The sequence below is a fragment of the Thiomonas sp. FB-Cd genome, assembly GCF_000733775.1.
Lineage (GTDB): Bacteria > Pseudomonadota > Gammaproteobacteria > Burkholderiales > Burkholderiaceae_C > Thiomonas_A.
Map to the genome: position 1 here is coordinate 1 of NZ_JPOE01000006.1, position 21,892 is coordinate 21,892.

Consider the following 21,892-nt stretch of genomic DNA (forward strand, 5'->3'; position numbering starts at 1 on the left):
TGTCTTGCACCGCCGCCTGTCCGGATGCACTCGTTTGTTCAACACTCATGAAACGGCATTATATCAAAAATACCGTTTGTAGAACTGCATATATTAAGATTCCACGTAAGGGCCATGCTGAGGTACACTTGTGGCGTCACTAGGCCGCCAAGCCGACACAAAAGATCGTGTTGGCCGCCAAGCCAACCGACGAACGCACTGCAGCGGATGCTGCACAGCAAGGGCCGCCAGCCCGAGCTAGTCCGACGTAGCCGCATGCCTCTAATAGGGCTGGTGCGGCTGCAACGAGCGCTGGGGTGAAATTCCCCTTTCGACTCAATCCCTGGCCGAAAGCTCAGGATTGGGCGACAACGAAACGGGCACGCCGGCAACGGTTGTGTAGCACCTGGCAGCAGCGAAATGGGAGACGGCTTTCGCCGTCGTTAACACCACGGTGGCCGCAGGCGAAAGCCGGCGGACATCTGCTCGACGTGTGGGCTTCTGAGGGCGCAGAAATGCGTCAGGGTCGCGAGGGGAAACCTGGATCGACTGGCACCATCCGAAGGGTGGGTCGATGTACAGCTCAAGCACGTAAGCCTAGCCCCACGAGGGAGGGTTCGAGAGGTCGTGATGCAATGGATTCACGTGAGGCGTTGAAGTTTCCAGCAAGTACCAGAGAGTTTTTGGAATCTTTTCCTGGGAAACCCGCAAGGGGTAAGGTCTAAGACCTAAGCGAAGAAACGGAGCCGACTGCTAAACGATCGCAGTAGCTGAAGCGCCCGACACTCGCAAGAGAAGGGCATCTGTCTAAGTTGGGAATCTCTGACGGCGGTTTGAGCTGGGATGGCACCTAGCGACGCGCAAGAGAGGGAGATGAGGCAAGTAGGAGTCCTGAAGGCGCAAGCCTTGTCGTGCTGAGCGGAACGGTGCGAACAGGAACCGGCGACGAGCCGGGTACGAAAGCTGAAGTCGGACGAAAAAGTGCAAAGCGGCCTGGCGGCCGCGCGTTGTGTCAGTGACAGAAACCAGCCTTTGGCGAGGCTGGATTCAGCAGGGCGCGGATTGGCCTTGGCGGGCTATGAAGCGGCATCCGGTTTGGCGACCGGATGCAAAGTCAACACGGCTGGCCCAGAGCATCAGGACAGCTAAGAAAGAGTCCGCGGACAAGTTCTGCGGGATGTTCACTTTGGGGCTCGGCGTTGCGGTAAGGGTGGCTCCCGAAACTGCGACGTGCGAACGGTGGTGTGCACTGGAACCACGCAAAACACCAGTTCAGCGTGATTGGCTCTCGCCCAGCCTGCCTACGGGCATGAAGGAGGCTGCTTGCAGCCGTGAGAAGGCTTTGAAGCCACGTCGAGGCTTGCCTCGAGATTGAGATAATCGGGCCTTGTGCCTGTTGATGATCCACACACCCAGTGCAGCCTCCAAGCTGCCTGGGTGTTTTTTCATGCGCGGCGGCCAGGCCGGTGGGGTACAGCTGGGCATGCGCAATGCTTCGCCGGTGCGCTCACCACCAGCATGGCGTGCGACGAACTCGACGCGGCCGCGCGGCCGCGTCGCAGAGGGTCCGCGCGCGGCCAGAACCGCGTCTACAAGGATCGGGCGGCGCAGGCCAGCAGCGCCCGCGCTTCGGCGGGCGGCACCAGGCTGAACCGCGCCACCTACTTGCCGGCCGTGGGCAGACGCTCGAGCAGCTCGGCGTTCTGTTGCTGCAACGTCTGCAGCTTGCCGCGCATCTCCGCTAGTTCTTCGCGAACCTTGATGCCCTGCTCACGCGCAGTGGCCGCGGCGTCGCGCGCCTGGTCGAGGTCTTTGCTCAACACCTTGCTGGCGGCTTTCTCGGCGGCCAGGGCCTGCTTGATCTCGCCGAGCTGAGTTTGCAGGGCGCTTTCCAAGGCCGTGAGGGCCTCCAGGCGGGTTTTGGCATCCTCCACCTCAACCGTGAGCTGATCGGCCAACTGAGCGGCTTCCAAGCGACTTGCTTCGAGCTCGGCACGCGCGGCCTCCAGCGCTTCGCGCTCGCTGTTCAGGCGCGCGTTAGCCAGGTCGAGCGCTGCGGCCCATATGTCGGCACCGACCTCGGCCAGGCGCTCCATCACCAAGGGTGGGGCGGGCTCGCGCAACGGCGTGGACTTGTCGGCCTTGCGCGTGCGCCACTGGGCCATGGCCTCGCTGATAGTCGTGAAGCTGCCGCCGCCGACGGCCTTGCGCACGGCGGCGAGGGTCGGCGACTGGCCTGCGGCGTCGAGGGCGTCGGCGGCGGCCCAGATTTGTTCGGCGGTGATGGCCATGGGAATCTCCTGTAGCGCGTAATAGATAGTATGTATCATACTACAATCTACAAAATACAACAAAGGTCGTGGTCGGGTTCTAAGCCAGAACCGCCGAAATTTCCGTCATCCCAGCTCCAGCCCCGCCACGAGCGCATCCAGGTCGATCATCTTGCCGTCGCTCTGGAAGGTGTAATGCCCGTTCAGCAGGATGTGCCGCCAGGCCGCCGGCGATATCTGGGTCAGGAGAGCGTGCGCCTTGGCGTTGCCGCTCGCCTCGTACTTCATCAGCAGCCGCGAGAGGATGGCCGAGTTGTAGAAGATGACCGCGTTGGCGATCAGCCTGGCGCACTGGTTGCTGATCTCAATTTCGATGTCGGTGCGCCCGGTCAATTCCTTCTTGCCGCCGACCTGGGCGATGGTTGAGCGTAGCTGGTGATAGGACTCGATGCGGTTCTGTGAGCGGTGAACGTTGCGCTCCAGTTGCGGATCGCGCAGGTAGCGCAGCGTGTAGATGCTGCGGATGAGCTTGTCGAACTCGAACACCGCGCGCCGCGTGGGTTCGGCGCGGTGTAGGTGCATAGCTTGCGGATCAGCGTGCCCTGCGTCATCTCCTTCAGTCCGAGCGTGGCGACAATCTGGTCGAGGTTCGGCTTCTCGCTGACTATGAGATCGCGGTCGATTCTCCCGGCCGGCCGGATCAGGCACTGATCGTACAGCGCCGGATCGTCGGCACTGTAGAGTTCCTTCAACTGATCGCCAAGGTCGGTGAAGCGCGGCTCGAAACGCAGGCCGAACCAGTGCAGGATAGCGAAGTTGGCCTTGTTGACGCTGTGCATGTCGCCGGTGATCGCGGTCGGCACGATGTCCGACGTGTTGCGATACCAGATGTCGAACACGTGATGGGCCTCGTAATCGTGCGCGCCGATCAGGTAGCCGTTGAGCGGCACGTGGTTGCACAGCAGCGTGTAGGCGACCACGCCCTTGCCGCGCCCAAAGTATTTGCGCGAGTGGCGCGCTTTCACGGTCGGCCGCTCGACGCCGAATTTCTGACCATCGACGGCACCGTACAGTGCATCGAGGTCGAACGAGTAGTACGGGAAGATCGGCAGCGCGGCGATGGCGTTGCTGATGCAGTCGTTGGCCGCGTGCAGCGTTGCGTGGCGCAGGTACTGTTGGTAGGCGCTCTCCAGCACGTGGTACGGGATGTCGCTGGTGCGTGCCATGACCTGGTTGCCGTGGTTCATCGCCTGCGCGATGATGACCGCCATCAGGCTGTCGGCGTCGGCGACCTTCTTCGCATAGCGCGGCTGCAAAGGCGTCAGCGCCGACAGGAACTGGCACTGGCCGTTGACGAAGCGGAACACGTCGGCCACGTCGCAGAACGGCAGTTGCTCGTAGAACGCCTTCTCGCGCGCCTTCTGGTTCTCGCCCTTGGGCTTGCGCCATGTCAGCTTCTGCGTGTCCTTGTCGTATTCTAGGTGCGTCAGCTTGCCCTGCTTCAGCTCGCGGTTGAAGGCCAGCCACTGAGCGCGCAGCTCGGTCGCGAGCGCATCGAGCTGGGCATCGAGTGGCTGCCGCAGGAACGGGATGTCGATCTGCGCCAGCACGGCGGCCTTCTCATCCAGCGAAACCAGCTCGTCGGAAAAATGCCGGTGCTGCAAGCTGTCGTCGAGGTAGAGTTCACCCGACTGGAAGCGCTTCCTGACCTGGCGGTACAGCCAGAACTCGTAGCGGTCGGCATGCAGGTCCGTCGGCTTGCCATCGGCATCGAAGGTCAGCAGGTACGGTCGCAAGCGTTTCGGCAGCGTGGCCGCTGGACATTCGGCGAGCGGCCGTTGCGATAGGCGCTGCTGTTTGGCGAACACGTCCTTGGCCCAGGCCAGCGCCACGAGCCACGGGCTGCCCGGATCAGTGCCAGCGAGGTCGAGCGCGACATACAGCGGCCGAAGATGGCGGCGGATGCGCTCAGCCAGGCCGTCCACCGCCTGCCAGTGCAAAGCCAGCTTGCTCACCGGCTTCACGCTCATGCGCTGCGCGGTGGTTTGCAGCGTATCGCGGGGCATGATTTTGTAGGCGCGCTGGCGCACATCGCCGAACGGCGTGGGATCGGGCACGCTGTCGTCGATGTAAAGCGACAGCAGGCGGCCGACCTGCGGTGTGTCTTGCTGACGGCGCACCTGCTCGGCGACAAAGGATTGCTTTGCGCCCGCACTGCTTTCGTCCTCCAACTGCTTCATGTGGTAGGCCATCGCATCGACCAGGTTGTCGGAAAGCTGCCGGTAGCGCACCCAGGCATAGCAAAGCAGGTAGAGGTAGGTCTGATCGGCCTTCAGGTTGCGTAGATCGTGGACGGTGTAGAAGTTCGCCAGGCTGGCGTAGTACAGCAGATTCTGCTGCGAGACGCCGAGCTTGGGCAGCAGCGCCTTGGCGATCCGGTGCAGCGGCTCCAGCGTGGCGCGCTTTTCGCGTTCGCGGGCCATCTGACGCCAGCCAAAGTCCTTGGCGTCCTGCTTGAGCGCCGCCAATTGCGACAGGGTGTCGTCACGCACTAGAAGCCGACCCAGCGCGGCCTTGGCCGATTCGTCCAACACTTCCGACAGCAGGCCAGCCAGCCGCCGACGCTCGGCGGACAGGGCTTCGCTCACCAGCTCTTGCAGGGTGGTATAGCCGGGCCGGATGATCTTGTGCTCGTTTAGCCAGACGATCAGCTCGGCGGCGATGAACCCCGGCATCACGTCGCGCCGCACGGTCTGCGCGGCCTGCTGCGCGAGCTGCGCCAGGAACTCGGCCGCCCACGGCCGGTAGCCGAACAGATCGGCAATCCACTCGCGCTGGGTGTAGTGCTCGTGCTTGGAGATTGGCTTGTGCTCGAAGGACTCGCCGTGGAAGTAGCGGCTCAGCACGAAGGCGCAATCGTGCTCGACCTCACTCCAGTCGAAGCGGAAGAAGGCATGCTTGGCCTTGAAGTAACCGATCTGCAAGATGCAATAGACCTGGGCATGGAGACCAGGCCGGCTGCTGGCGAGCGCCAGTTCGGTTTCAGTCAACGCCAAGTATTCCAGCCGCTGGGCGTCGTCGAAGTCCGGCAGGCCGTACAGGGCTTCCTGCTCGGCGTCCGACAGGACGGTCAATCGTTCGCTCTTGGTCGTCATCGCGATGACGCTCCACGAGAGCCCGTCCAACCAACCCGTGCCAGGGTCTCGATCAGCGTGGTTCGCTTGACGCCGAAGTTGCGGCACACCGCCGCCTTGGACATGCCGCCATCGAGCGCAGCGACGATGGCCTCCAGCTTCTCGCCGGTGATCGCCTGCGGCCGGCCGCCGATCCGGCCGCGTTTGCGGGCGGCAGCCAGACCGGCGACGACACGTTCCTGGATCAAGGCGCGTTCGTACTGCGCGAGCGCGCCGAACACCTGGAACAGAAACTCGCCCGAGGGCGTCGTGGTATCCAGGTTCTCCGTCAGCGAGCGGAACGCCACCTGCTTTTTCTTGAGCGAGGTCACGATGGCGAGCAAGTGCGACAACGAACGGCCGAGCCGGTCGAGCTTCCACACGACCAACACGTCGCCAGGGCGAACGAATTCGAGCGCCCGCGCCAGGCCCGCGCGGTCGTCCTTCGCGCCGGAAGCATGATCCTCGAACAGATGCCGCGCATCGACGCCGACGGCGAGCAGCGCATCGCGCTGCAAGTTCGTGCTCTGGCGGTCGGAGTCCGACGACACGCGCATGTAACCTACCAACATAAGCGGAAAACCATTAAGACGAGGTTTCCGTATGGTAGCGTCTGGCGACAGAGTTTTCCGCACAATTTTGCGGCCACTCGGAGGTTGGTGCAGAGGACCGTTGAAGGCCTGTCGAAAAACAAATGTTTTCCGACAGGCCTTGGCCTAGCGCACGCCCGCCTTGCAGCGTTCTGTGAATAGCGCTTAGTAATGACGGCGTATATACTTTGTTAGTATCAAGTGGCAGGAGGCCCCGATCATGTCAAAACAAGCCGTTTTCACGATGAAGCTGGAGCCTGAGTTGCGCGCCGAGTTTATGGCCGAAGCCGAGGCGGCCCATCGCCCGGCGTCGCAAGTGCTGCGCGAGCTGATGCGCGAGTTCGTTCAGCGCCAGCGCGAGTCGCGCGAGTACGACGAGTTCCTGCGCCGCAAGGTCGAAGCCGGCCGGGCTTCGATGCGCGCTGGATTGGGGCGGTCGAACGATGAAGTTGAGGCCGAATTCGCCGCACGGCGTGCCAGTGTGGCGAGCCAGGCGTGAGGGTTGTTTGGACGCCCGAAGCGCAGCAAGACCGTGCCGATGTGTGGGACTACATCGCAGCCGACAATCCGCGCGCGGCGGCCCGGATGGATGAGATTTTCAGCGACGCGGCCGCCCGCTTGATCCAGCACCCCATGCTGGGCAAGCCGGGAAAGATTCCCGGGACCCGCGAGTTGATCCCGCACGAAAGCTATCGCCTGGTGTATCAGATCGACGGCGAAACGGTGTGGATACTGACGCTGGTTCATACTGCCCGCCTGTGGCCGCCTGTGCGCGATTAAGATATGATCATGGCAACAATGAAACGGCGCGTTGACAGACTGCTTTCGAGCCAGACCGCGGTCGGCGGCAGGCGGCCAGTTGCGGACGGTCAAGCATCTTCCCGGTAGCGGACGTTCAATAGTGTCTCTGACCTGCTTCGCTCCCTCTATGAAGGGAGGTCGCTGGCCCATCCGCGCACTCACAGCCTGCCAGTAGGCGCAAATTGGCAGCGCTCCGTCCGGCAGCGCACAGACTGCGGCCGTACGTCCGCGTAGGTTCGCTTCAGCAGTTTCGATTCGAAAGTTCAATGTGATTGCTGCGGGCGGTCGTCGCAGTTGCGCGGAGGCGATGATGCACAAGCACGGGATCGGCAGATAGGTTCTTCGAAGCTGCAAGAGTTAAAACATTCACACATGAAAGATTGAAATGGATACACGATTATTTGCTTTCGTCGGCGCAGACATTGGCCCTTGGCGGATTGTCAGGGCCGAAACGAGAGTTGGCGAGCCCCTGCCTGAAGCCAAAAGGCTCAACGTCGTATCCGCTTCAGAGTTGCAGTCTGAAACCAATGCACCCTGGATACTTCGTGGAATAACCAGCAATGAACGATATGTCATGCGCGCAGAGAAGAATGAAATTGTAGCGAAGCAGCAAGGTCTGGCGCGCCCAGAAGCAACGTGCGGTGCGCTAATACCGATCCGGAAGAACGCAGCTTGGTGGGAGCTCACGCAAGACGAACGCCGGAGCGTTTTCGAACAGTCGAAGCACGTCCAAATCGGGCTTCAGTATTTGCCTGCAGTAGCGCGCAAGCTCCACCACTGCCGCGACCTCTCAGAGAATGAACCGTTCGATTTTCTGAATTGGTTCGAATACGCGCCAATTCATGAGGTTGAGTTCAACAGGCTGCTTTCCGAACTGCGTGCGTCAGAGGAATGGAAATACGTCGACCGAGAAGTCGATATTCGTCTTACGCAAGCACAGGTCTAACCCGCCGATGAACACGGACCCCCAACAGCGGCGCGTTGCGCCGCCGTTTCGGGCCGGTTATCGGCAACGTAGAACTCTCGGATACAGTTGTTCTGTAATAACTTCTCAAGCCAAATTGATTTTTGGAGTGGATATGGAAATGGAATCAAGAATATTTTCGGTAACAGAATATATTCGTCCGTCTGACGGCGAACCAATTCGTTCAGTGGTTCTGGAAACCAAGGACTCAGCAGTTGTTGTTTGGCATGCCCATCCTGGGCAAGAAATAACCGCTCATGTTCACCCGGACGGCCAAGATACTTGGACGGTTATCTCTGGAGAGGCTGAGTATTACCAAGGAGGCGGCAAAGTCGCTCATCTAAAGGCTGGAGATATTGCCATAGCAAAACCTGGCCAAGTGCATGGCGCTCTAAATACTAGTCCAGTGCCGTTTGTATTTGTCTCAGTGGTTGCATCTGGCAACGCGGGTTTTGCGTTGGCTGAAAAATAGTCTTTCTCAAATGTGTGCCCCAGAGAGTTCTAACCCATCCATCAACACGGACGCTGCGCGATGAAGCCGCGCCGCGCCGGCTAACTCCACGTTGAGCGTCAGCTTTCCATATGTCTGGGGGTCTGCAACGGGTCGGGTGCCGTCGCGTGCGCAGTGTCAAAGCTGACATGACTAATACATGAGATGGGCTGATGCTCGCCGTCCGGTCAGGCAGCTGCCCCCCTGCAGGACTCACAGCAGTTGTATGCCACCCGTCATCCGAGACGTCAGTCGGCCTCATCCAGACCGGAACAATCTGGACGTGACGTCCGGCTGGCATTGCCGTGATCGAAATGGCGGCTAGTGACACGACTGTTGGGTCTACCCCATCGACCGGGCGCGGGACAAGCCACGTTGATCGGCTGACGGAATTTTCGGCGGTTCCGGCTTAGAACCCCTGGTCGGTGGCGCGTGATTGGGTTGGAGCTGGAGCGCGTCAAGGGCGGCGCCGCAGGCGCCGGGCGCAGCCTTCACCCTTGACGCGCGCATGCGACCCCACGCTGTTGCATGGCCGTCAGCGGCGGCAGTTCGCCCCGACGGCCATGCAAAACAACGGCGCCTCGAAACGGCAGCTCCTAGCCGGTGGACAGTGCGCTACGCGCACCGTGGGGACAAGCCGATGGACGTGGGTGGACAGGCTACGCCTGCCCACGCCCCGCCCACAGCTTGCCGCCCACTCTGCCCACCGGCTGCGTCGGCAGCGACCAGGCGCGCGACGACTGCGCGGCCTACGGCCTTGCTCTAGCTACCACTCTGAGAAAAAGCCGAAAACCCTGGGAGCAGCAGGGGCCCTGCCCCAGACACCCTGGGCTTCTTCTATTCAAGGCGAGCAAAACGAAAACCGGGGAGGCTAAGCCAGCAACTACATACAAGGGCGTGCAAATCGAAAACTACTGGCACCACCGCCAGGCCGTGTTTAAGCTCACTCCGAGCTGGCCGGCGATCTTTTCCAAGGGTAGCCCCTGTTCCCGCAACTGGCGCGCTTCTGCTCGCTTCCCTGCGCTAGCCAGGCGCCGCGCCTTAACTGACGCCTCTTGGCCACGGGGAGCCGCCTCCTGCGGACGGATCGACGATGCGTACTTACCGCCTAGGGCAAAGCGCTTTCTGACCTCCCGCTGCCAATCGTCGAAATCCAGACCTTCCAGCTTGGGCAAAGCTAACGCGCCCGGGTTCTTGGTGCCATGACCGGCTCCGCGCAGAAGTCGCGCTTCGTCGCTTGAAAGCCCGAGCCGTTCAACGAGAGTTGCGGTTTTCATGCGATACAAGGCATCTCTTCCGCCCGACTTGAGACGTCGATAGACGCTCGAAGCACTGCTTCGAGCCTCTTCGACCGTCAGCGTCGGTGCAATTTCTTGGGCCAGCTGGGGAAGCTCGAGCCACAACTTCCCGGCGTCGCCTAGACCCCAGGCAAGACTGTTTGCGGCGATCCAGAGCCATTCATCCCGCTGCCCTTGCGCGATACCACCGCGCTTGCCCGCAGCTTCACGCATAGCGCCCAAACGAGCCCAGTGAAGCGACTGCGCGGCTTCCTCGGCCGCAAGAGCTGCGGCCGACACCGAACGCCCCAAAGCCTCGGTTGCTCGCCGCCGGTTCTCATCGAACATGGCGTACTGCTGTCCGGCCTGTCGCCAAGCCTGGCGAAGCGATTGGGCGGCTTCCGCACGCGCCATGTCATCGTGCCGAAACCGCGCGACCTGGTTGCGGGCGTAGGGCAAAACCCACTCACAGAGCACGTCGAAATTGTGGTCCGGGCCTGCGTGCGTCACATAAACCGGTCGCGGGATGATGCGGCCGTGCGCGTCGGGCTTCGGGTTCATCGTGCCCGCGATCCGCAAGACACGGCTCACGTCCTTTGCGCTGTCGTCAACCGGCCAGTTGGCGCTTCGCAGTTTGTCGGCGATCGCGCGCATGGCCGCAGCCCATCTCGGCAGTGCTTGGGCTGGGAGTCTCGACTCAAGAACCCACTTGAGATGCAGACCGCGCCCGGACCAGACAATGATGCTCGGCTCTGGGATGCCCAGGTCAATGCAATCCTGCAATGCCTTGCTAGTCCAGTGATCGACCGTCCGAGCGTCATGCGTTGGGCTACACAAGTCCAGGTCGGCCCACAACAGGCCAAAGCTCCAGAGGTTGAGCGCGCGGCGATTGGGCGCCTGGAACTCGTTCTGCACCACGAAATGGTGCTCCTGCTCCCAATGCCGCCGTTTAGCGATCTGCGCCAGCAGCCAGTCCAGGCGAGCGGCGGGCACGGCCTTCTGGCGCATGTGCACATCGCCAGGCTCGCGCCAGTTCCAGGACAGGAACGGGAAATTTGGATCGTCGACGGCGCGGTGGTAGCGCCGAGCCTCGGCTAAGCCGACCGAGGGATCGAAAAGCTCAAGCTGCGGATTGCTGGCAAACACGGAAAACCCTTGTGGCGCAAGGATTTCCGCTTGCCACGTGCGCGCCGGCGCAGCCTATAATGTGGCTGTCGTCTCGGTAAGCGTTCGGCATGTGCTTCTTCCTTGAAGTTCGTTCCAAATGCCCCGCGACGGTGTGTCCAGCACCACCCGGGTCGACGCCAATTCTAAGCCCCCTAGAGTGATCTAGGGGGCTTTTTCCTTTTCCGGGCGAGGACTTGCAGGGCAAGCAGAAGCCCATGATCAGCATCTAGCCTCATATATTCATATAAGGCTATGAGGCTGATACCTTCCCGCTTTCGGAAAAGTTCCCAATGCGCACGCTCCCCTCGGGAAAGCGTGCAGTGATCTCCAGCTGGCCACCCATCGCTTCGATGTGGCTGCGAAGCGTCGAGATGTACATATCCGTGCGCTTCTCCATCTTTGCAATCGCGGGCTGCTGCACGTGCAGAACCTCGGCGAGCATCTTTTGCGATAGACCACGTGCCTGCCGAAGCTCATAAAGCGGCATCTCGGCGAGCATCTTCTGTGCCTTCGCCTCTGCCAGTTCCCGTGCGCGCGGCGACATCGCTGCACGCAGTGCTGCGAACTTCTTCGCCATTTTTTCCTCTCAAATTGCCGCTGCCAATCTGCGTCAGCTCGCGATTCTCCCTAGTGACTCAATCAATACGCCGCGCCCACCATGGGCCTCAAGCGTCCCCTTCTTGCTCTGTCTTCAATTCTTCCTGGTGTTCGTCGTACAGGTCGTCGGCCTTCGGAACGAACTCCTTGTACCAATCATCGTTGCCGGTTTTCTCCCCTCCGATCAGAAGGATGGCCGTCCTGCGTGGATCGAAGGCGTAGAGCGTCCTGTAGGGTCGCCCTTCGTGCTGAGTCCTCAGCTCCCGCATGTGTCCATGTCTCGAGCCCTCGATGCCACTGCTATGGGGGAACCGCAGGTTAGGACCCCGCTCTTCGAGCAACCGAACCGACGCCGCGACCGAGGCTTGCTCCTCTTCATCGAGCGATCCCCACCACTCCTCAAATTCGTCGGTGTACTCTACTTCCCATGCCATGGAAGGAATAATGGCACCAGAAAAGAATTCCGTCAAGGGAATTTTCTGGAGGCGCTCGCTTTTATACGCATAGACTCATATGAGTCTATTATCATGAGTGGCTCTCATTGGTGTAGCGCTGCATCGCCTTGGAGATCAACTCGGTCAGTGTGATCCCCTCATCTAGGGCCGCCCGCTTCCACGCCTTGCGCGTCGAGGCTGGCACCAAAAAATTAATCCGCACCATGTCTTGGTGCGTGACGTGGTGCACAGGAACGTCCGGCCGCACAGCTTCCAACGGTTTGCTTTTTAGAGCCATCCTGCCCCCTCCAGCTCCTGGATCACGAAATCAATCTCGGCTTTGGCCTGGCCGTCTGCCAGGTCATACACAGAAACGCCATCCGTCAGCGCCTGGGCAAACGCCGTGCGGTTTCCAACCATGGTGTCAAGTTGATCAAAGCCGTATTCGTTCCACTCGCCACCCTGGATTAGCTTCGAGAGCCTGGTACTCGAGCTCGCTCGATTGACCAGAAACGCAGCGTCAATATGCCCGCCAACGTCGAGCTTGGACTTGATGAGTTTCACCGTGGCGGCAGACGCCCACACATCGGCTCCGCTTGGCTGGATCACGACCAATGCGACGTTAGCGATCCGCACAACCGCCGCTGCCATCGCTTCGGCCTTCGCAGGAGTGTCGATCACGGCAATGTCCGCTGCCAGCGTTGGCAAAGACGCCAGCATCTGCGGACGGTCTAGGGCAACGACGGGCGGAAGTTCTTTGCCTTCGGGCGAAGCCGCACGCCAATCGCGTGCCGTTCCTTGCGGGTCCGCATCTACCAAGACAACACGCTGGTCGCCGCGGCGATGCAAAGCGGTGGCTATGTTGATAGCCAGGGTCGACTTTCCAGAACCACCCTTCTCGTTCATTAACGCAATGACGCGCATACTCATCGCCTCCTATGAGGCAATGAGTATAGATTCATTTACGCCGCGATTCAAATACATACCTTGCGTCGACCCCAGCCACGGCTAAGGCGCCTGCATGAAGACGTGCCCACTCCAAGGCTTGAAACATCTTCGCTGTAGATCGTCGCAGTCGACGGAAATCAACCCAGGTCTCGGGCCACGGATCTTGCCCGCCCCTGTATGCGGTTGCAGGCCCATCGGGATAGCGAAACACCGTCGAATTCGGATCGAGTCGATCGAACTCAGCGATTCGCCCCGTGAGCCACGCCACTTGGCTTGCTGGATACTGCTTATCAAGCCATGGCTTGATCGCGCGAACAAGCTCACTCAAGCGATGTCCTTGCGTGCCAGCGGGGAGCAGCGCCTTTATATAAAGCTCCAACGCATGTCGGTAGCAAAACAAAATCGGGTACGCAGCCTCCCACGACTCGCGCTGCGACGCAGCTGCGTCCATCAAGCGATCGGCCGCCGTAGCAAAGGCGCGCGCACCTCAACGGTGACCATGCTCCCCATGCCTGGAACGATCGCGCCGAAATAAAACTCATCCTCCCCGAGTCCATCTGGAAGATCCGTGAAGATGTTCTGTGCGTCGTCACTCATCGCGGCACCATGCCAACATACGCTTGGGGCCGACCAGAATGTGGACGCCCCGCTGCTGGTACTCCTTACGCCATTTGACTTCGCCGGCCAACGCCCGTTGGTAGATGACGGCGCGACCAGGTCAACTATCGCTGGTGGCAACCAGGATGCCGCCTGGCTCGCCGAACGGTGAGAAGAGGCGGATCGAAAATGGTCGCATTTCAGCTCCCCGCCGCACTCAACGCCGGCAGCCCATTCACGATCTTCACCATCTCCACGCTCGCCCGGCCCCCCGATTCACCAAGTCGACAATGTACTGCGGCTGGCCATGTTCTTCGGCCCATAGGTTCGGATTGTTCACGATCCCGCTGTCCTTGTCGGAACACTGGATGTTTCGAAAGAGGCTTCATCCAAAGCCTTGCGGAAGGTTTTTAGGAAACTGTTCGAGTGAGGAGATTGGTGATGGACTTGATCTTCGACATCGGAATCCGCATCAAGTCCTGTATCACGACGTTTGGCGTTATCGGGATAACGATCTATGCAGGGGCGCGGCGCAAAAAGCGGCACCGGCAGAGACTCGGAAAACGAGCCGAGGAGCTCGGTTTTAGAGCTGCATTTGTCCCGTTTTGGGACAAACTGGGCTGCAGTGAGCGATGAGCTTTACCAGAAGAAACTCGGCCCGGCGCAAGGCATGCACCCACCTATCAATAGGCCTATCCACTGCGAGTCCTGTCGAACGAAAATGAATATTAACTTGCGTCTTTGTGATGTAAAGTGATGCATCTAATTCAAGGAGACTCCAAGATGGTCGCCAAACGTGGACGTAAGCCGGCTGGCAAGCCCCGCGCTGCGCGGGCGTCGGCAAGCCTGCCACCCGAGATTTACAGCACCCTGCAGGACATCGCGAAGCAAAAGAAGGTCTCTGTGGCGTGGGTCATTCGCGATGCAGCCGAGAAGTACATCGCTGACCAGTGGCCTTTGTTCAATGCGGGGCAGGGTGGATGAGTGGATACCGTCAGCAGGCAACGGCGCTCCGAGATCATGGGGCGCGTCCGATCGAAGGACACGGGCCCCGAGCTCATCGTACGACGGCTGGTACATGCGATGGGCTTCCGCTACCGCCTGCATGGCAAAGATCTACCTGGACGGCCAGATCTGGTGTTCCGCCGCCGAGGCAAGGTCATCTTCGTACACGGCTGCTTCTGGCATCGACACGACGGCTGCGTGCTAGCGCGGCTGCCGAAGTCACGGACGGACTTTTGGCTCCCAAAGCTCGAAGCGAACAAGGAACGAGATGAGCGGAACAGGCGAGATCTGAAGCGATCTGGCTGGAAGGTTTTGACGGTGTGGGAATGTCAGCTCAGCCGGGTCGAGCTGTTACGAAAAAAGATCAGGAGATTTCTCGATGCGTAGCGTTGAATTGTTCGCCGGAGCTGGCGGCCTAGCGATGGGAATGTCCCGCGCCGGCTTCCGACACGCCGCAGTCGTCGAATGGGATCACGACGCTTGCGAGACATTTCGGCATAACCAAGCACTGCACGCCCACGACGTTGATGAGTGGCCACTCTTCGAGGGCGACGTGCGCGAGTTTGACTTAGCCGGCGTCGGCCGTGACGTGATGGTCATCTCAGGCGGGCCGCCATGCCAACCCTTTTCGATGGGCGGCAAGGCCCGCGGCTTTCGTGACGAGCGCGACATGTTCCCCCAAGCGGTTCGCGCCGTGCGAGAGCTTCGGCCGAGAGCGTTCATATTCGAAAACGTGAAGGGCCTGCTCCGGCAGTCCTTCGCGTCGTACTTCGAGTACATCCTCCTGCAACTCTCGCACCCTGAACTCACGCGGCGAAAGAGCGAAACTTGGGATCGCCATCGCTCTCGGCTTGAACGCCATCACACATCAAACACCGAACGGGCAACCTACAACGTAGTCTTCCGACTGCTCAACGCTGCTAACTACGGGGTACCTCAGCGGCGCGAGCGCGTCTTCCTGGTCGGGTTCCGCTCCGACCTTGGCATCCAATGGAACTTTCCCGAGGAAACGCATAGCGAGAATGCGCTACTCCGGGATCAGTGGGTAACGGGGGAGTATTGGGAAAGGCATCGAGTCGCGAAGCGAAACAGGCCGCTTCTCTCGCCTCGTCTTGAAGGCCGCATCGCCAAGTTGCGTGAAGGCGCTTTCTTCGACGCCGCCTTCCCGTGGAGAACGGTCCGTGACGCGATCTGCGGCCTCCCAGATCCGGAAAAAAATCCGCGGAACGGCATCCCGAACCACCAGTTCAATCCCGGAGCGCGCAGCTACCCAGGTCACACGGGAAGCCCACTAGATGAACCAGCCAAGACATTGAAAGCGGGCGATCATGGCGTGCCAGGGGGTGAGAACATGCTAGCCCGCCTGGATGGCTCAGTTCGCTATTTCACTGTGCGAGAGGCCGCGCGTCTGCAGACTTTCCCGGATGACTACATCTTCCGTGGCTCCTGGACGGAAACCATGCGCCAGCTCGGCAACGCAGTGCCGGTTCGCCTGGCGGAAGTGATCGCTGGCTCGGTTGCCGAAACGCTGCGGTCGTCCGAAACTGGAATAGGCGGAGGACTCGCGGCCGCGTGACGGTTGGACACCCCTTCCTGCTTGACGCGATGAATGGATAATCTCGGAGATCAATCACCGAGAAGCTCCTTGCCCCCACCGAAGCACAGCGCCGCGCGTATAGCCACGGCACCGAGCCTTCCAGTCCAGGTCACCTGGTGATGGAAGGCTTCGCCGAATTCGAGTTCGATTTGCCCCGCGCTTTGAAGGCCGAGCTCATCGGACTACTCGACGGGATGGAAACGGGCCCTCTTCAACAGGATGTCACGTCGGAAGTACCTGAAGCACAGGGCGTCTATCAGCTCTTCTATGGCAACACCTTGGTGTACGTTGGCAAAACCGACGCGGAAGCCGGGCTTCGCACACGGCTATCTCGCCATGCGCGAAAGATCCTGCACCGCCCGACACTGACGGGCGCTGTCAGCTTCAAGGCTGTACGAATCATGGTTTTCACGGCCATGGACCTGGAAACGCAGCTCATCAAGCACTATCGCGAGACTGCGAACGGGGCGGCCGCTTGGAACGGAAGCGGGTTCGGCTCTAACGACCCTGGTCGCCAACGCGAGACCACCAACAAGAGCCCCGAGGGCTTCGACGCGCAACACCCGATAAATATCGACCTTCCTGCGCAACTGATCCCACCTGGCACAAAGACCGCAGCGGCGGCACTGGCTGAGCTCAAGGTCGCGCTGCCTTACACGCTGCGCTATGAAACCCTGCGGAATGCTCAGGGTCGCGCGCAGCGCGGGCAACCTCATGCCGATCTGCTGACAGCGAACGTAACCATCCCAGAGGGCTCGCAAACAGTGCGGGGACTGATGCGAATCATCCGCACGGCGCTGGGCACCGAGTGGCAGGCGACCGCCTTTGTGAGCCATGTCATCCTCTACAAGGAACAGCATTCCTACCAGTACGGCGAAGTCATCATCTAACAAGCTAGAGCAAGCGGGCTATGGAGCGCTGGCCTGTGTACTTCGTCGCGAGCCGACATTTCGTTCCTTTCCGGCGGCTACGACGTCGCATTGATTCCGACCCACGCGCGGCCGCGCACTGGCTCGAGAAAAGCGTTAGCCGGGGCTCGCCCTAGGGTCAGCTCTTCCTGGGCATGCTGTACGTACGTCAGGGGAGATAGGCCAGGAACCGCAAACGGGTTCTTGATGGCGTCGCATGGTTGAAAAAGGCAGCAGCTGACGGCAACCCGTTTTCTCAATTGAAACCCGATCAGCTTCGGTGACGCGGCGCCGAATTCGCCTGAAACACTCACACTTGGTCCACATAAACTCGCGCTCGCCGCAAAGCCATCGGCAGCCGATCTCTCAGATCACGATCCGCTCGATCTCATCGAGGCTGACCTGGTCGCCGCGCCGATCGTAGAGGCCCGTGGTGCGCGCGGACTCGTGGCCCGCCATCTGCTGCGCGATCTCCAGCCGCCCGCCGTTGCGCAGGTACTCAGTGATGCCCGTCGCGCGGAAGCTGTGGCAGCCGATCCGGGTCTGGATGCCCGCATCTTCGGCCCGACGCCAGATCATGCGGTACACGTCGGACTGACTCAGAGGTCGCTCGGAGAGCGCCCCTGAGCGCCCGAGCGCCGAGCGGAACAGCCACCCCTTGTCCCCCACGATCCCCGCGCCCCCGATGTACGCGTGCAAGAACTCCTCGAGCTTGTGGTGACAAGGCATCTCGTGCTGCTTGCCTCCCTTCTCGTGCAGGCGGACCCATGAGCGGCGCCCCTGGTCATAGACGTCCTCGCGGCGCATCTTCACCACGGCGCCCACGCGCGCGAAGGTGTAGACCATGAGGGCGATGAGCGCGCGGTCGCGCAGCCCGATGGGCGTGGACACGTCAATCGAATCGAGCAGTTGCCGCGCCTCGTCGGCCAAAAGCACCGGGGTCTTGCCCTTCTTCACGGAGTGCCGCGGACCGCGCACGGAAGCCGCCGGATTCACCGGCAGCACCTGGCCGATCACGAGCCAGTCGAAGAGCATGCGCAGCGCCGCCAGGCGCTGCTTGACCGAAGGCGCGGCCACCTGCAGCCCCTCGATGTAGGCGGCCACATGCACGGGCTGCACCTGACGCACGTCGCGGATGCCGCGCAACGCACACCAGGCGGCAAAGTCCGAAGCCGCGCGGGCGTAGGCCTTACGCGTGTGCGGGTTGCGAATGTTGACCGTGAAAAACTCGACGCAGCGCCGTCCGGCATCCGGCGTCGGCGCGAACAACGCGAACGACTCGGCGAGCGGGGCCATGACCGCCAAGGCCAAGGCGGCCCGGGGCGGGGCTGGCGCGGTCATGGCGTGAGATCGCCAAGCAGGGCGACGAGAACCTCTTCGACCGTCTCCAGGCGATCAAACCTGCCGGCCTGGATCTCCCGATGATTCGCCCGTGGCGGGCGCTCGCCCTGGCTGTTGTGGGTAGCTCGGCGCGGCACCGCCGGTCCGAGCGGAGGAAGGGGCTCACCCGGCGGGCCATCGAACCAGAAGAAGGGCCCGAGGTCCAGCCCATCGTTGACGTGGATCCAGAGGACGCCGCCGGCGGGCTTGCCACTCAAAGCGAGCGGGACGGAAACCTTGCCTGGTCGATTCGCCGTTCCGGTCTTGAACTGGATATGCCGCACGACATCGCCGCGCGCGATCACCAGGTCATAGCCATGCGCATCGAACTCGCTTCGCAGGATTTCCACATCGACGATGCCACGCCGCCACAGACTGCGCAACATCTCGCCGACGAAGACGTGCTCGACGATGCGCTCGCGCAGCGTCGAGTGTGTGCTGTGGATCTCCTTGCTGGATGTGCCCATCCCTCCCCTCCTCTCATGAATGATAACGTCCTTTATCATTCATAATCGGCCACGCCGCATCGCAGCTGACTTTGGAGCACAAAGTCAGCCCAATTCAGTCACTAACTTTGAGATGGGCCGGGATCTGCGCGCTTAGATGAAGGCTTTGAGGATGTGGTGCGCGAGCTCGATCAGATCTCCGCTCAGCCATTCGGCCAAGTGAAGAAGTTCAAGCACGTCCACCAGCATCACGACGCGATCGCGCATGACATGTAGACGAAAAAAAGCCCGCGCGGACATCCCGAGCGGGCACAAAAAAGCCGGCGCAGGGCCAGCTTCACGTTCGCAACGCGCAAAAATACACGCTACAAGCGAATTATGGAAAACGACGCGGTTTCTGTCAACACCCCCTCAACGCCGTCGACCGTAACGCTTCTCTAGCTCCGCCTTGTGTTCCGCGCGTAGCGTCCAGTACAGGCCATTGCGATCTTCTTTGTCGGCTTCCCACCAGGCCAGGATCGCACTCTTTCGATAGAACCTCTGCCCTTTGTGCTCCAGCGCTGGCTGGACGGGAAGTCGTCGAACGCTATTCCGGCCAATTCCCAATGCGAACGCCACCGAACTGGTGGAAAACAATTCCTCGCCTGGCGTCGCGGCCTCCCAAAATTGATGCGCCGGCCTGAAATGATCGAGGTAGTAAGACATAGCCTACGCGTTCAATTTAACGTCACCACCCGGTGGAACTCGACGGTTTTATAAAGTGCTTTATGTGTGGCCGCCGATGGTCATTGCAAAAATACGACAAAACGTTATATACTGATTATATTTTAACGATTTTGTTGCTTTTAATTAATGAGTGTGAGATAATAAATTTAATCGCTCAATCCAGAGCGGTAAGCCCAAACCAGGACATGCAAATGAACTGAAAACAAGAAAGGAATTTAATATGAAAAACAACCAATGGAGGCAATCACCTCGCACCAACGCAAACAGCCGTAGCCCCGAAGATATCTGGACCAAACGCTTTGATCTTCTCTACCGACTTTTCGTTATTTTCCATGCGATGCTCATATCGTCCAACGCCTCAGGACTTACCGTGCATCACCTCGAAGTCATGCTCAGAACGTCTGGGCAGCTACTGCCACATCTTTTCTAATATTCCAGGCAACTGCGTCACCGTCGCCGCAACGAAGTGATTCTGTCGCTGCGTTGGTAACGCTTTCTGCTCACAGGTTCGGCGGCGCCTCGCTCACCTCTTGGGCATTTTTCCGTCCCTTCGGGATGGATTGCATGAGATCTGACCATCTCATTCCAACGTCTGGAAGACGCCTGACATAGCCGATTGTCGGAGGAATCTTCGGAGGATCATCGGTTTTACTTCGGGTCCGTTTCCACTCCGCCTTGACAATCGCCCACAATTTTTTGACCTGCTCACGCACTCCCGCGAAACCTGGGCTCCTAGATAGCGAGTTAATGAGCTGCTCGAGGACTGCGTCCTGCCTCCCTCGAATGGCAAATACGACCTGGTTGTGCAAGAGCCGGTACTGCTCGCGGGTGTACTTCCAGGTCAGGACCGGCGCATTTGCACCAGGCTTGGTCATGCGCACGAGCTCATAGCCAGCCAAGGTGATCCGCGCCTCGAACGGATTGAGCCAGCGCTCCTCGTGACAGATCGTCTTGCCAGGAAAGTAGAAAAGCGTCCACTGCACAAACCCAGTTTGCTCGTCGAGCCAACCCAGCCATCTCGCCACATCCTCTCCAGCCCGTCGGGCACGATGATCGGCGATCTTCCCTGGGTTGAGCACGTACCGACTGGCGAACTTTTGGGCCAGGAATGGCGCCTTGCCCAACGGGATCGAACCTGCGATGTAGTGCAAGGCACCGGCACGCACCGCATCGCCGAGGCGCTGCATGTACACCGTCTTCTTCGTGAAGATGAACGGGTTCGACGACGGCACCCCGCGGTACGCGGACGCGCCCTTCTCGCCACTTGTACGAGCTCGTTTCGGCGGCATGTCTTGCACCGCCGCCTGTCCGGATGCACTCGTTTGTTCAACACTCATGAAACGGCATTATATCAAAAATACCGTTTGTAGAACTGCATATATTAAGATTCCACGTAAGGGCCATGCTGAGGTACACTTGTGGCGTCACTAGGCCGCCAAGCCGACACAAAAGATCGTGTTGGCCGCCAAGCCAACCGACGAACGCACTGCAGCGGATGCTGCACAGCAAGGGCCGCCAGCCCGAGCTAGTCCGACGTAGCCGCATGCCTCTAATAGGGCTGGTGCGGCTGCAACGAGCGCTGGGGGTGAAATTCCCCTTTCGACTCAATCCCTGGCCGAAAGCTCAGGATTGGGCGACAACGAAACGGGCACGCCGGCAACGGTTGTGTAGCACCTGGCAGCAGCGAAATGGGAGACGGCTTTCGCCGTCGTTAACACCACGGTGGCCGCAGGCGAAAGCCGGCGGACATCTGCTCGACGTGTGGGCTTCTGAGGGCGCAGAAATGCGTCAGGGTCGCGAGGGGAAACCTGGATCGACTGGCACCATCCGAAGGGGTGGGTCGATGTACAGCTCAAGCACGTAAGCCTAGCCCCACGAGGGAGGGTTCGAGAGGTCGTGATGCAATGGATTCACGTGAGGCGTTGAAGTTTCCAGCAAGTACCAGAGAGTTTTTGGAATCTTTTTCCTGGGAAACCCGCAAGGGGTAAGGTCTAAGACCTAAGCGAAGAAACGGAGCCGACTGCTAAACGATCGCAGTAGCTGAAGCGCCCGACACTCGCAAGAGAAGGGCATCTGTCTAAGTTGGGAATCTCTGACGGCGGTTTGAGCTGGGATGGCACCTAGCGACGCGCAAGAGAGGGAGATGAGGCAAGTAGGAGTCCTGAAGGCGCAAGCCTTGTCGTGCTGAGCGGAACGGTGCGAACAGGAACCGGCGACGAGCCGGGTACGAAAGCTGAAGTCGGACGAAAAAGTGCAAAGCGGCCTGGCGGCCGCGCGTTGTGTCAGTGACAGAAACCAGCCTTTGGCGAGGCTGGATTCAGCAGGGCGCGGATTGGCCTTGGCGGGCTATGAAGCGGCATCCGGTTTGGCGACCGGATGCAAAGTCAACACGGCTGGCCCAGAGCATCAGGACAGCTAAGAAAGAGTCCGCGGACAAGTTCTGCGGGATGTTCACTTTGGGGCTCGGCGTTGCGGTAAGGGTGGCTCCCGAAACTGCGACGTGCGAACGGTGGTGTGCACTGGAACCACGCAAAACACCAGTT

Annotated in this window: 21 protein-coding genes and 1 pseudogene; 9 read left to right on the forward strand and 13 right to left on the reverse strand. The window is 60.3% G+C overall.

What is annotated here, in order from left to right; all coding sequences use genetic code 11:
• Window positions 1-1,640: 1,640 nt before the first annotated feature.
• From CD04_RS0121040 to CD04_RS0121055, 3 genes and pseudogenes are all read right to left on the reverse strand, one after another.
• Window positions 1,641-2,270, reverse strand: coding sequence for a DNA-binding protein (locus CD04_RS0121040; protein WP_031410464.1), 630 nt, complete (start codon window positions 2,268-2,270; stop codon window positions 1,641-1,643).
• 105 nt (window positions 2,271-2,375) lie between these two features.
• Window positions 2,376-5,404 (reverse strand): annotated as a pseudogene (locus CD04_RS0121050) (Tn3 family transposase).
• A complete protein-coding gene (locus tag CD04_RS0121055; protein ID WP_012435588.1) occupies window positions 5,401-5,994 on the reverse strand; it encodes a recombinase family protein in 594 nt (197 codons plus the stop codon). Before CD04_RS0121055 ends, CD04_RS0121050 begins: the two are co-directional and overlap by 4 nt.
• Window positions 5,995-6,232: 238 nt before the next feature.
• On the opposite strand from CD04_RS0121055, the gene CD04_RS0121060 reads away from it, so the two are divergent.
• From CD04_RS0121060 to CD04_RS23460, 4 genes are all read left to right on the forward strand, one after another.
• Window positions 6,233-6,511: a hypothetical protein gene (locus tag CD04_RS0121060; RefSeq protein ID WP_011342941.1), complete on the forward strand. Its 279-nt coding sequence runs from the start codon at window positions 6,233-6,235 to the stop codon at window positions 6,509-6,511.
• Window positions 6,508-6,792, forward strand: a complete 285-nt coding sequence (locus CD04_RS0121065) for a type II toxin-antitoxin system mRNA interferase toxin, RelE/StbE family (protein ID WP_011342942.1) — start codon at window positions 6,508-6,510, stop codon at window positions 6,790-6,792. The genes CD04_RS0121060 and CD04_RS0121065 overlap by 4 nt, the downstream gene beginning before the upstream one ends.
• A 406-nt stretch (window positions 6,793-7,198) precedes the next feature.
• A complete protein-coding gene (locus tag CD04_RS0121070; RefSeq protein WP_011514928.1) occupies window positions 7,199-7,759 on the forward strand; it encodes a chlorite dismutase family protein in 561 nt (186 codons plus the stop codon).
• 133 nt (window positions 7,760-7,892) lie between these two features.
• On the forward strand, window positions 7,893-8,249 hold the full coding sequence (locus CD04_RS23460) for a cupin domain-containing protein (protein WP_012435589.1): 357 nt from the start codon (window positions 7,893-7,895) through the stop codon (window positions 8,247-8,249).
• Window positions 8,250-9,178: 929 nt separating this feature from the next.
• Here CD04_RS23460 and CD04_RS0121080 read toward each other — a convergent pair.
• From CD04_RS0121080 to CD04_RS23990, 6 genes are all read right to left on the reverse strand, one after another.
• Window positions 9,179-10,690 (reverse strand): hypothetical protein, encoded by a 1,512-nt coding sequence (locus CD04_RS0121080; RefSeq protein WP_031410478.1) that lies wholly within the window; start codon window positions 10,688-10,690, stop codon window positions 9,179-9,181.
• A 271-nt stretch (window positions 10,691-10,961) separates the two neighbouring features.
• Complete coding sequence (locus tag CD04_RS0121085) at window positions 10,962-11,288, reverse strand: XRE family transcriptional regulator (protein ID WP_031410479.1); 327 nt, start codon at window positions 11,286-11,288, stop codon at window positions 10,962-10,964.
• Between the two features lie 88 nt (window positions 11,289-11,376).
• Window positions 11,377-11,742 carry a type II toxin-antitoxin system RelE/ParE family toxin gene (locus CD04_RS0121090; RefSeq protein WP_031410481.1) on the reverse strand — a complete coding sequence of 122 codons (366 nt, stop codon included), beginning with the start codon at window positions 11,740-11,742 and terminating at the stop codon, window positions 11,377-11,379.
• 91 nt (window positions 11,743-11,833) lie between these two features.
• A complete protein-coding gene (locus CD04_RS0121095; protein WP_031410483.1) occupies window positions 11,834-12,040 on the reverse strand; it encodes a hypothetical protein in 207 nt (68 codons plus the stop codon).
• Window positions 12,031-12,672: a ParA family partition ATPase gene (gene parA / locus CD04_RS0121100; protein WP_231480737.1), complete on the reverse strand. Its 642-nt coding sequence runs from the start codon at window positions 12,670-12,672 to the stop codon at window positions 12,031-12,033. The genes CD04_RS0121095 and parA overlap by 10 nt, the downstream gene beginning before the upstream one ends.
• Before the next feature lie 468 nt (window positions 12,673-13,140).
• A complete protein-coding gene (locus CD04_RS23990; RefSeq protein ID WP_156030376.1) occupies window positions 13,141-13,287 on the reverse strand; it encodes a hypothetical protein in 147 nt (48 codons plus the stop codon).
• A gap of 441 nt (window positions 13,288-13,728) precedes the next feature.
• Between CD04_RS23990 and CD04_RS0121115 the strand changes: the two genes are divergently transcribed.
• The 5 genes from CD04_RS0121115 (at window position 13,729) to CD04_RS0121135 (ending at window position 16,779) form a co-directional block, all read left to right on the forward strand.
• Window positions 13,729-13,923, forward strand: coding sequence for a hypothetical protein (locus CD04_RS0121115; protein WP_031410489.1), 195 nt, complete (start codon window positions 13,729-13,731; stop codon window positions 13,921-13,923).
• Between the two features lie 147 nt (window positions 13,924-14,070).
• The gene (locus tag CD04_RS22340; protein WP_038169048.1) at window positions 14,071-14,271 is read left to right on the forward strand and encodes a ribbon-helix-helix domain-containing protein; all 201 of its coding nucleotides are present in this window, start codon (window positions 14,071-14,073) and stop codon (window positions 14,269-14,271) included.
• A complete protein-coding gene (locus CD04_RS0121125) occupies window positions 14,272-14,679 on the forward strand; it encodes a very short patch repair endonuclease (protein WP_031410490.1) in 408 nt (135 codons plus the stop codon).
• 40 nt (window positions 14,680-14,719) lie between these two features.
• Window positions 14,720-15,868, forward strand: coding sequence for a DNA cytosine methyltransferase (locus tag CD04_RS0121130; RefSeq protein ID WP_255333864.1), 1,149 nt, complete (start codon window positions 14,720-14,722; stop codon window positions 15,866-15,868).
• 140 nt (window positions 15,869-16,008) lie between these two features.
• Window positions 16,009-16,779: a GIY-YIG nuclease family protein gene (locus CD04_RS0121135; protein ID WP_031410495.1), complete on the forward strand. Its 771-nt coding sequence runs from the start codon at window positions 16,009-16,011 to the stop codon at window positions 16,777-16,779.
• Window positions 16,780-17,163: 384 nt separating this feature from the next.
• Here CD04_RS0121135 and CD04_RS0121140 read toward each other — a convergent pair whose 3' ends face one another.
• From CD04_RS0121140 to CD04_RS0121160, 4 genes are all read right to left on the reverse strand, one after another.
• Window positions 17,164-18,093 (reverse strand): tyrosine-type recombinase/integrase, encoded by a 930-nt coding sequence (locus CD04_RS0121140; RefSeq protein ID WP_197033195.1) that lies wholly within the window; start codon window positions 18,091-18,093, stop codon window positions 17,164-17,166.
• Window positions 18,094-18,134: 41 nt separating this feature from the next.
• Window positions 18,135-18,644: a hypothetical protein gene (locus CD04_RS0121145; RefSeq protein WP_031410499.1), complete on the reverse strand. Its 510-nt coding sequence runs from the start codon at window positions 18,642-18,644 to the stop codon at window positions 18,135-18,137.
• A 390-nt stretch (window positions 18,645-19,034) separates the two neighbouring features.
• A complete protein-coding gene (locus CD04_RS0121155; protein WP_031410500.1) occupies window positions 19,035-19,328 on the reverse strand; it encodes a hypothetical protein in 294 nt (97 codons plus the stop codon).
• 521 nt (window positions 19,329-19,849) lie between these two features.
• A complete protein-coding gene (locus tag CD04_RS0121160; RefSeq protein WP_031410503.1) occupies window positions 19,850-20,686 on the reverse strand; it encodes a hypothetical protein in 837 nt (278 codons plus the stop codon).
• Window positions 20,687-21,892 lie beyond the last annotated feature (1,206 nt).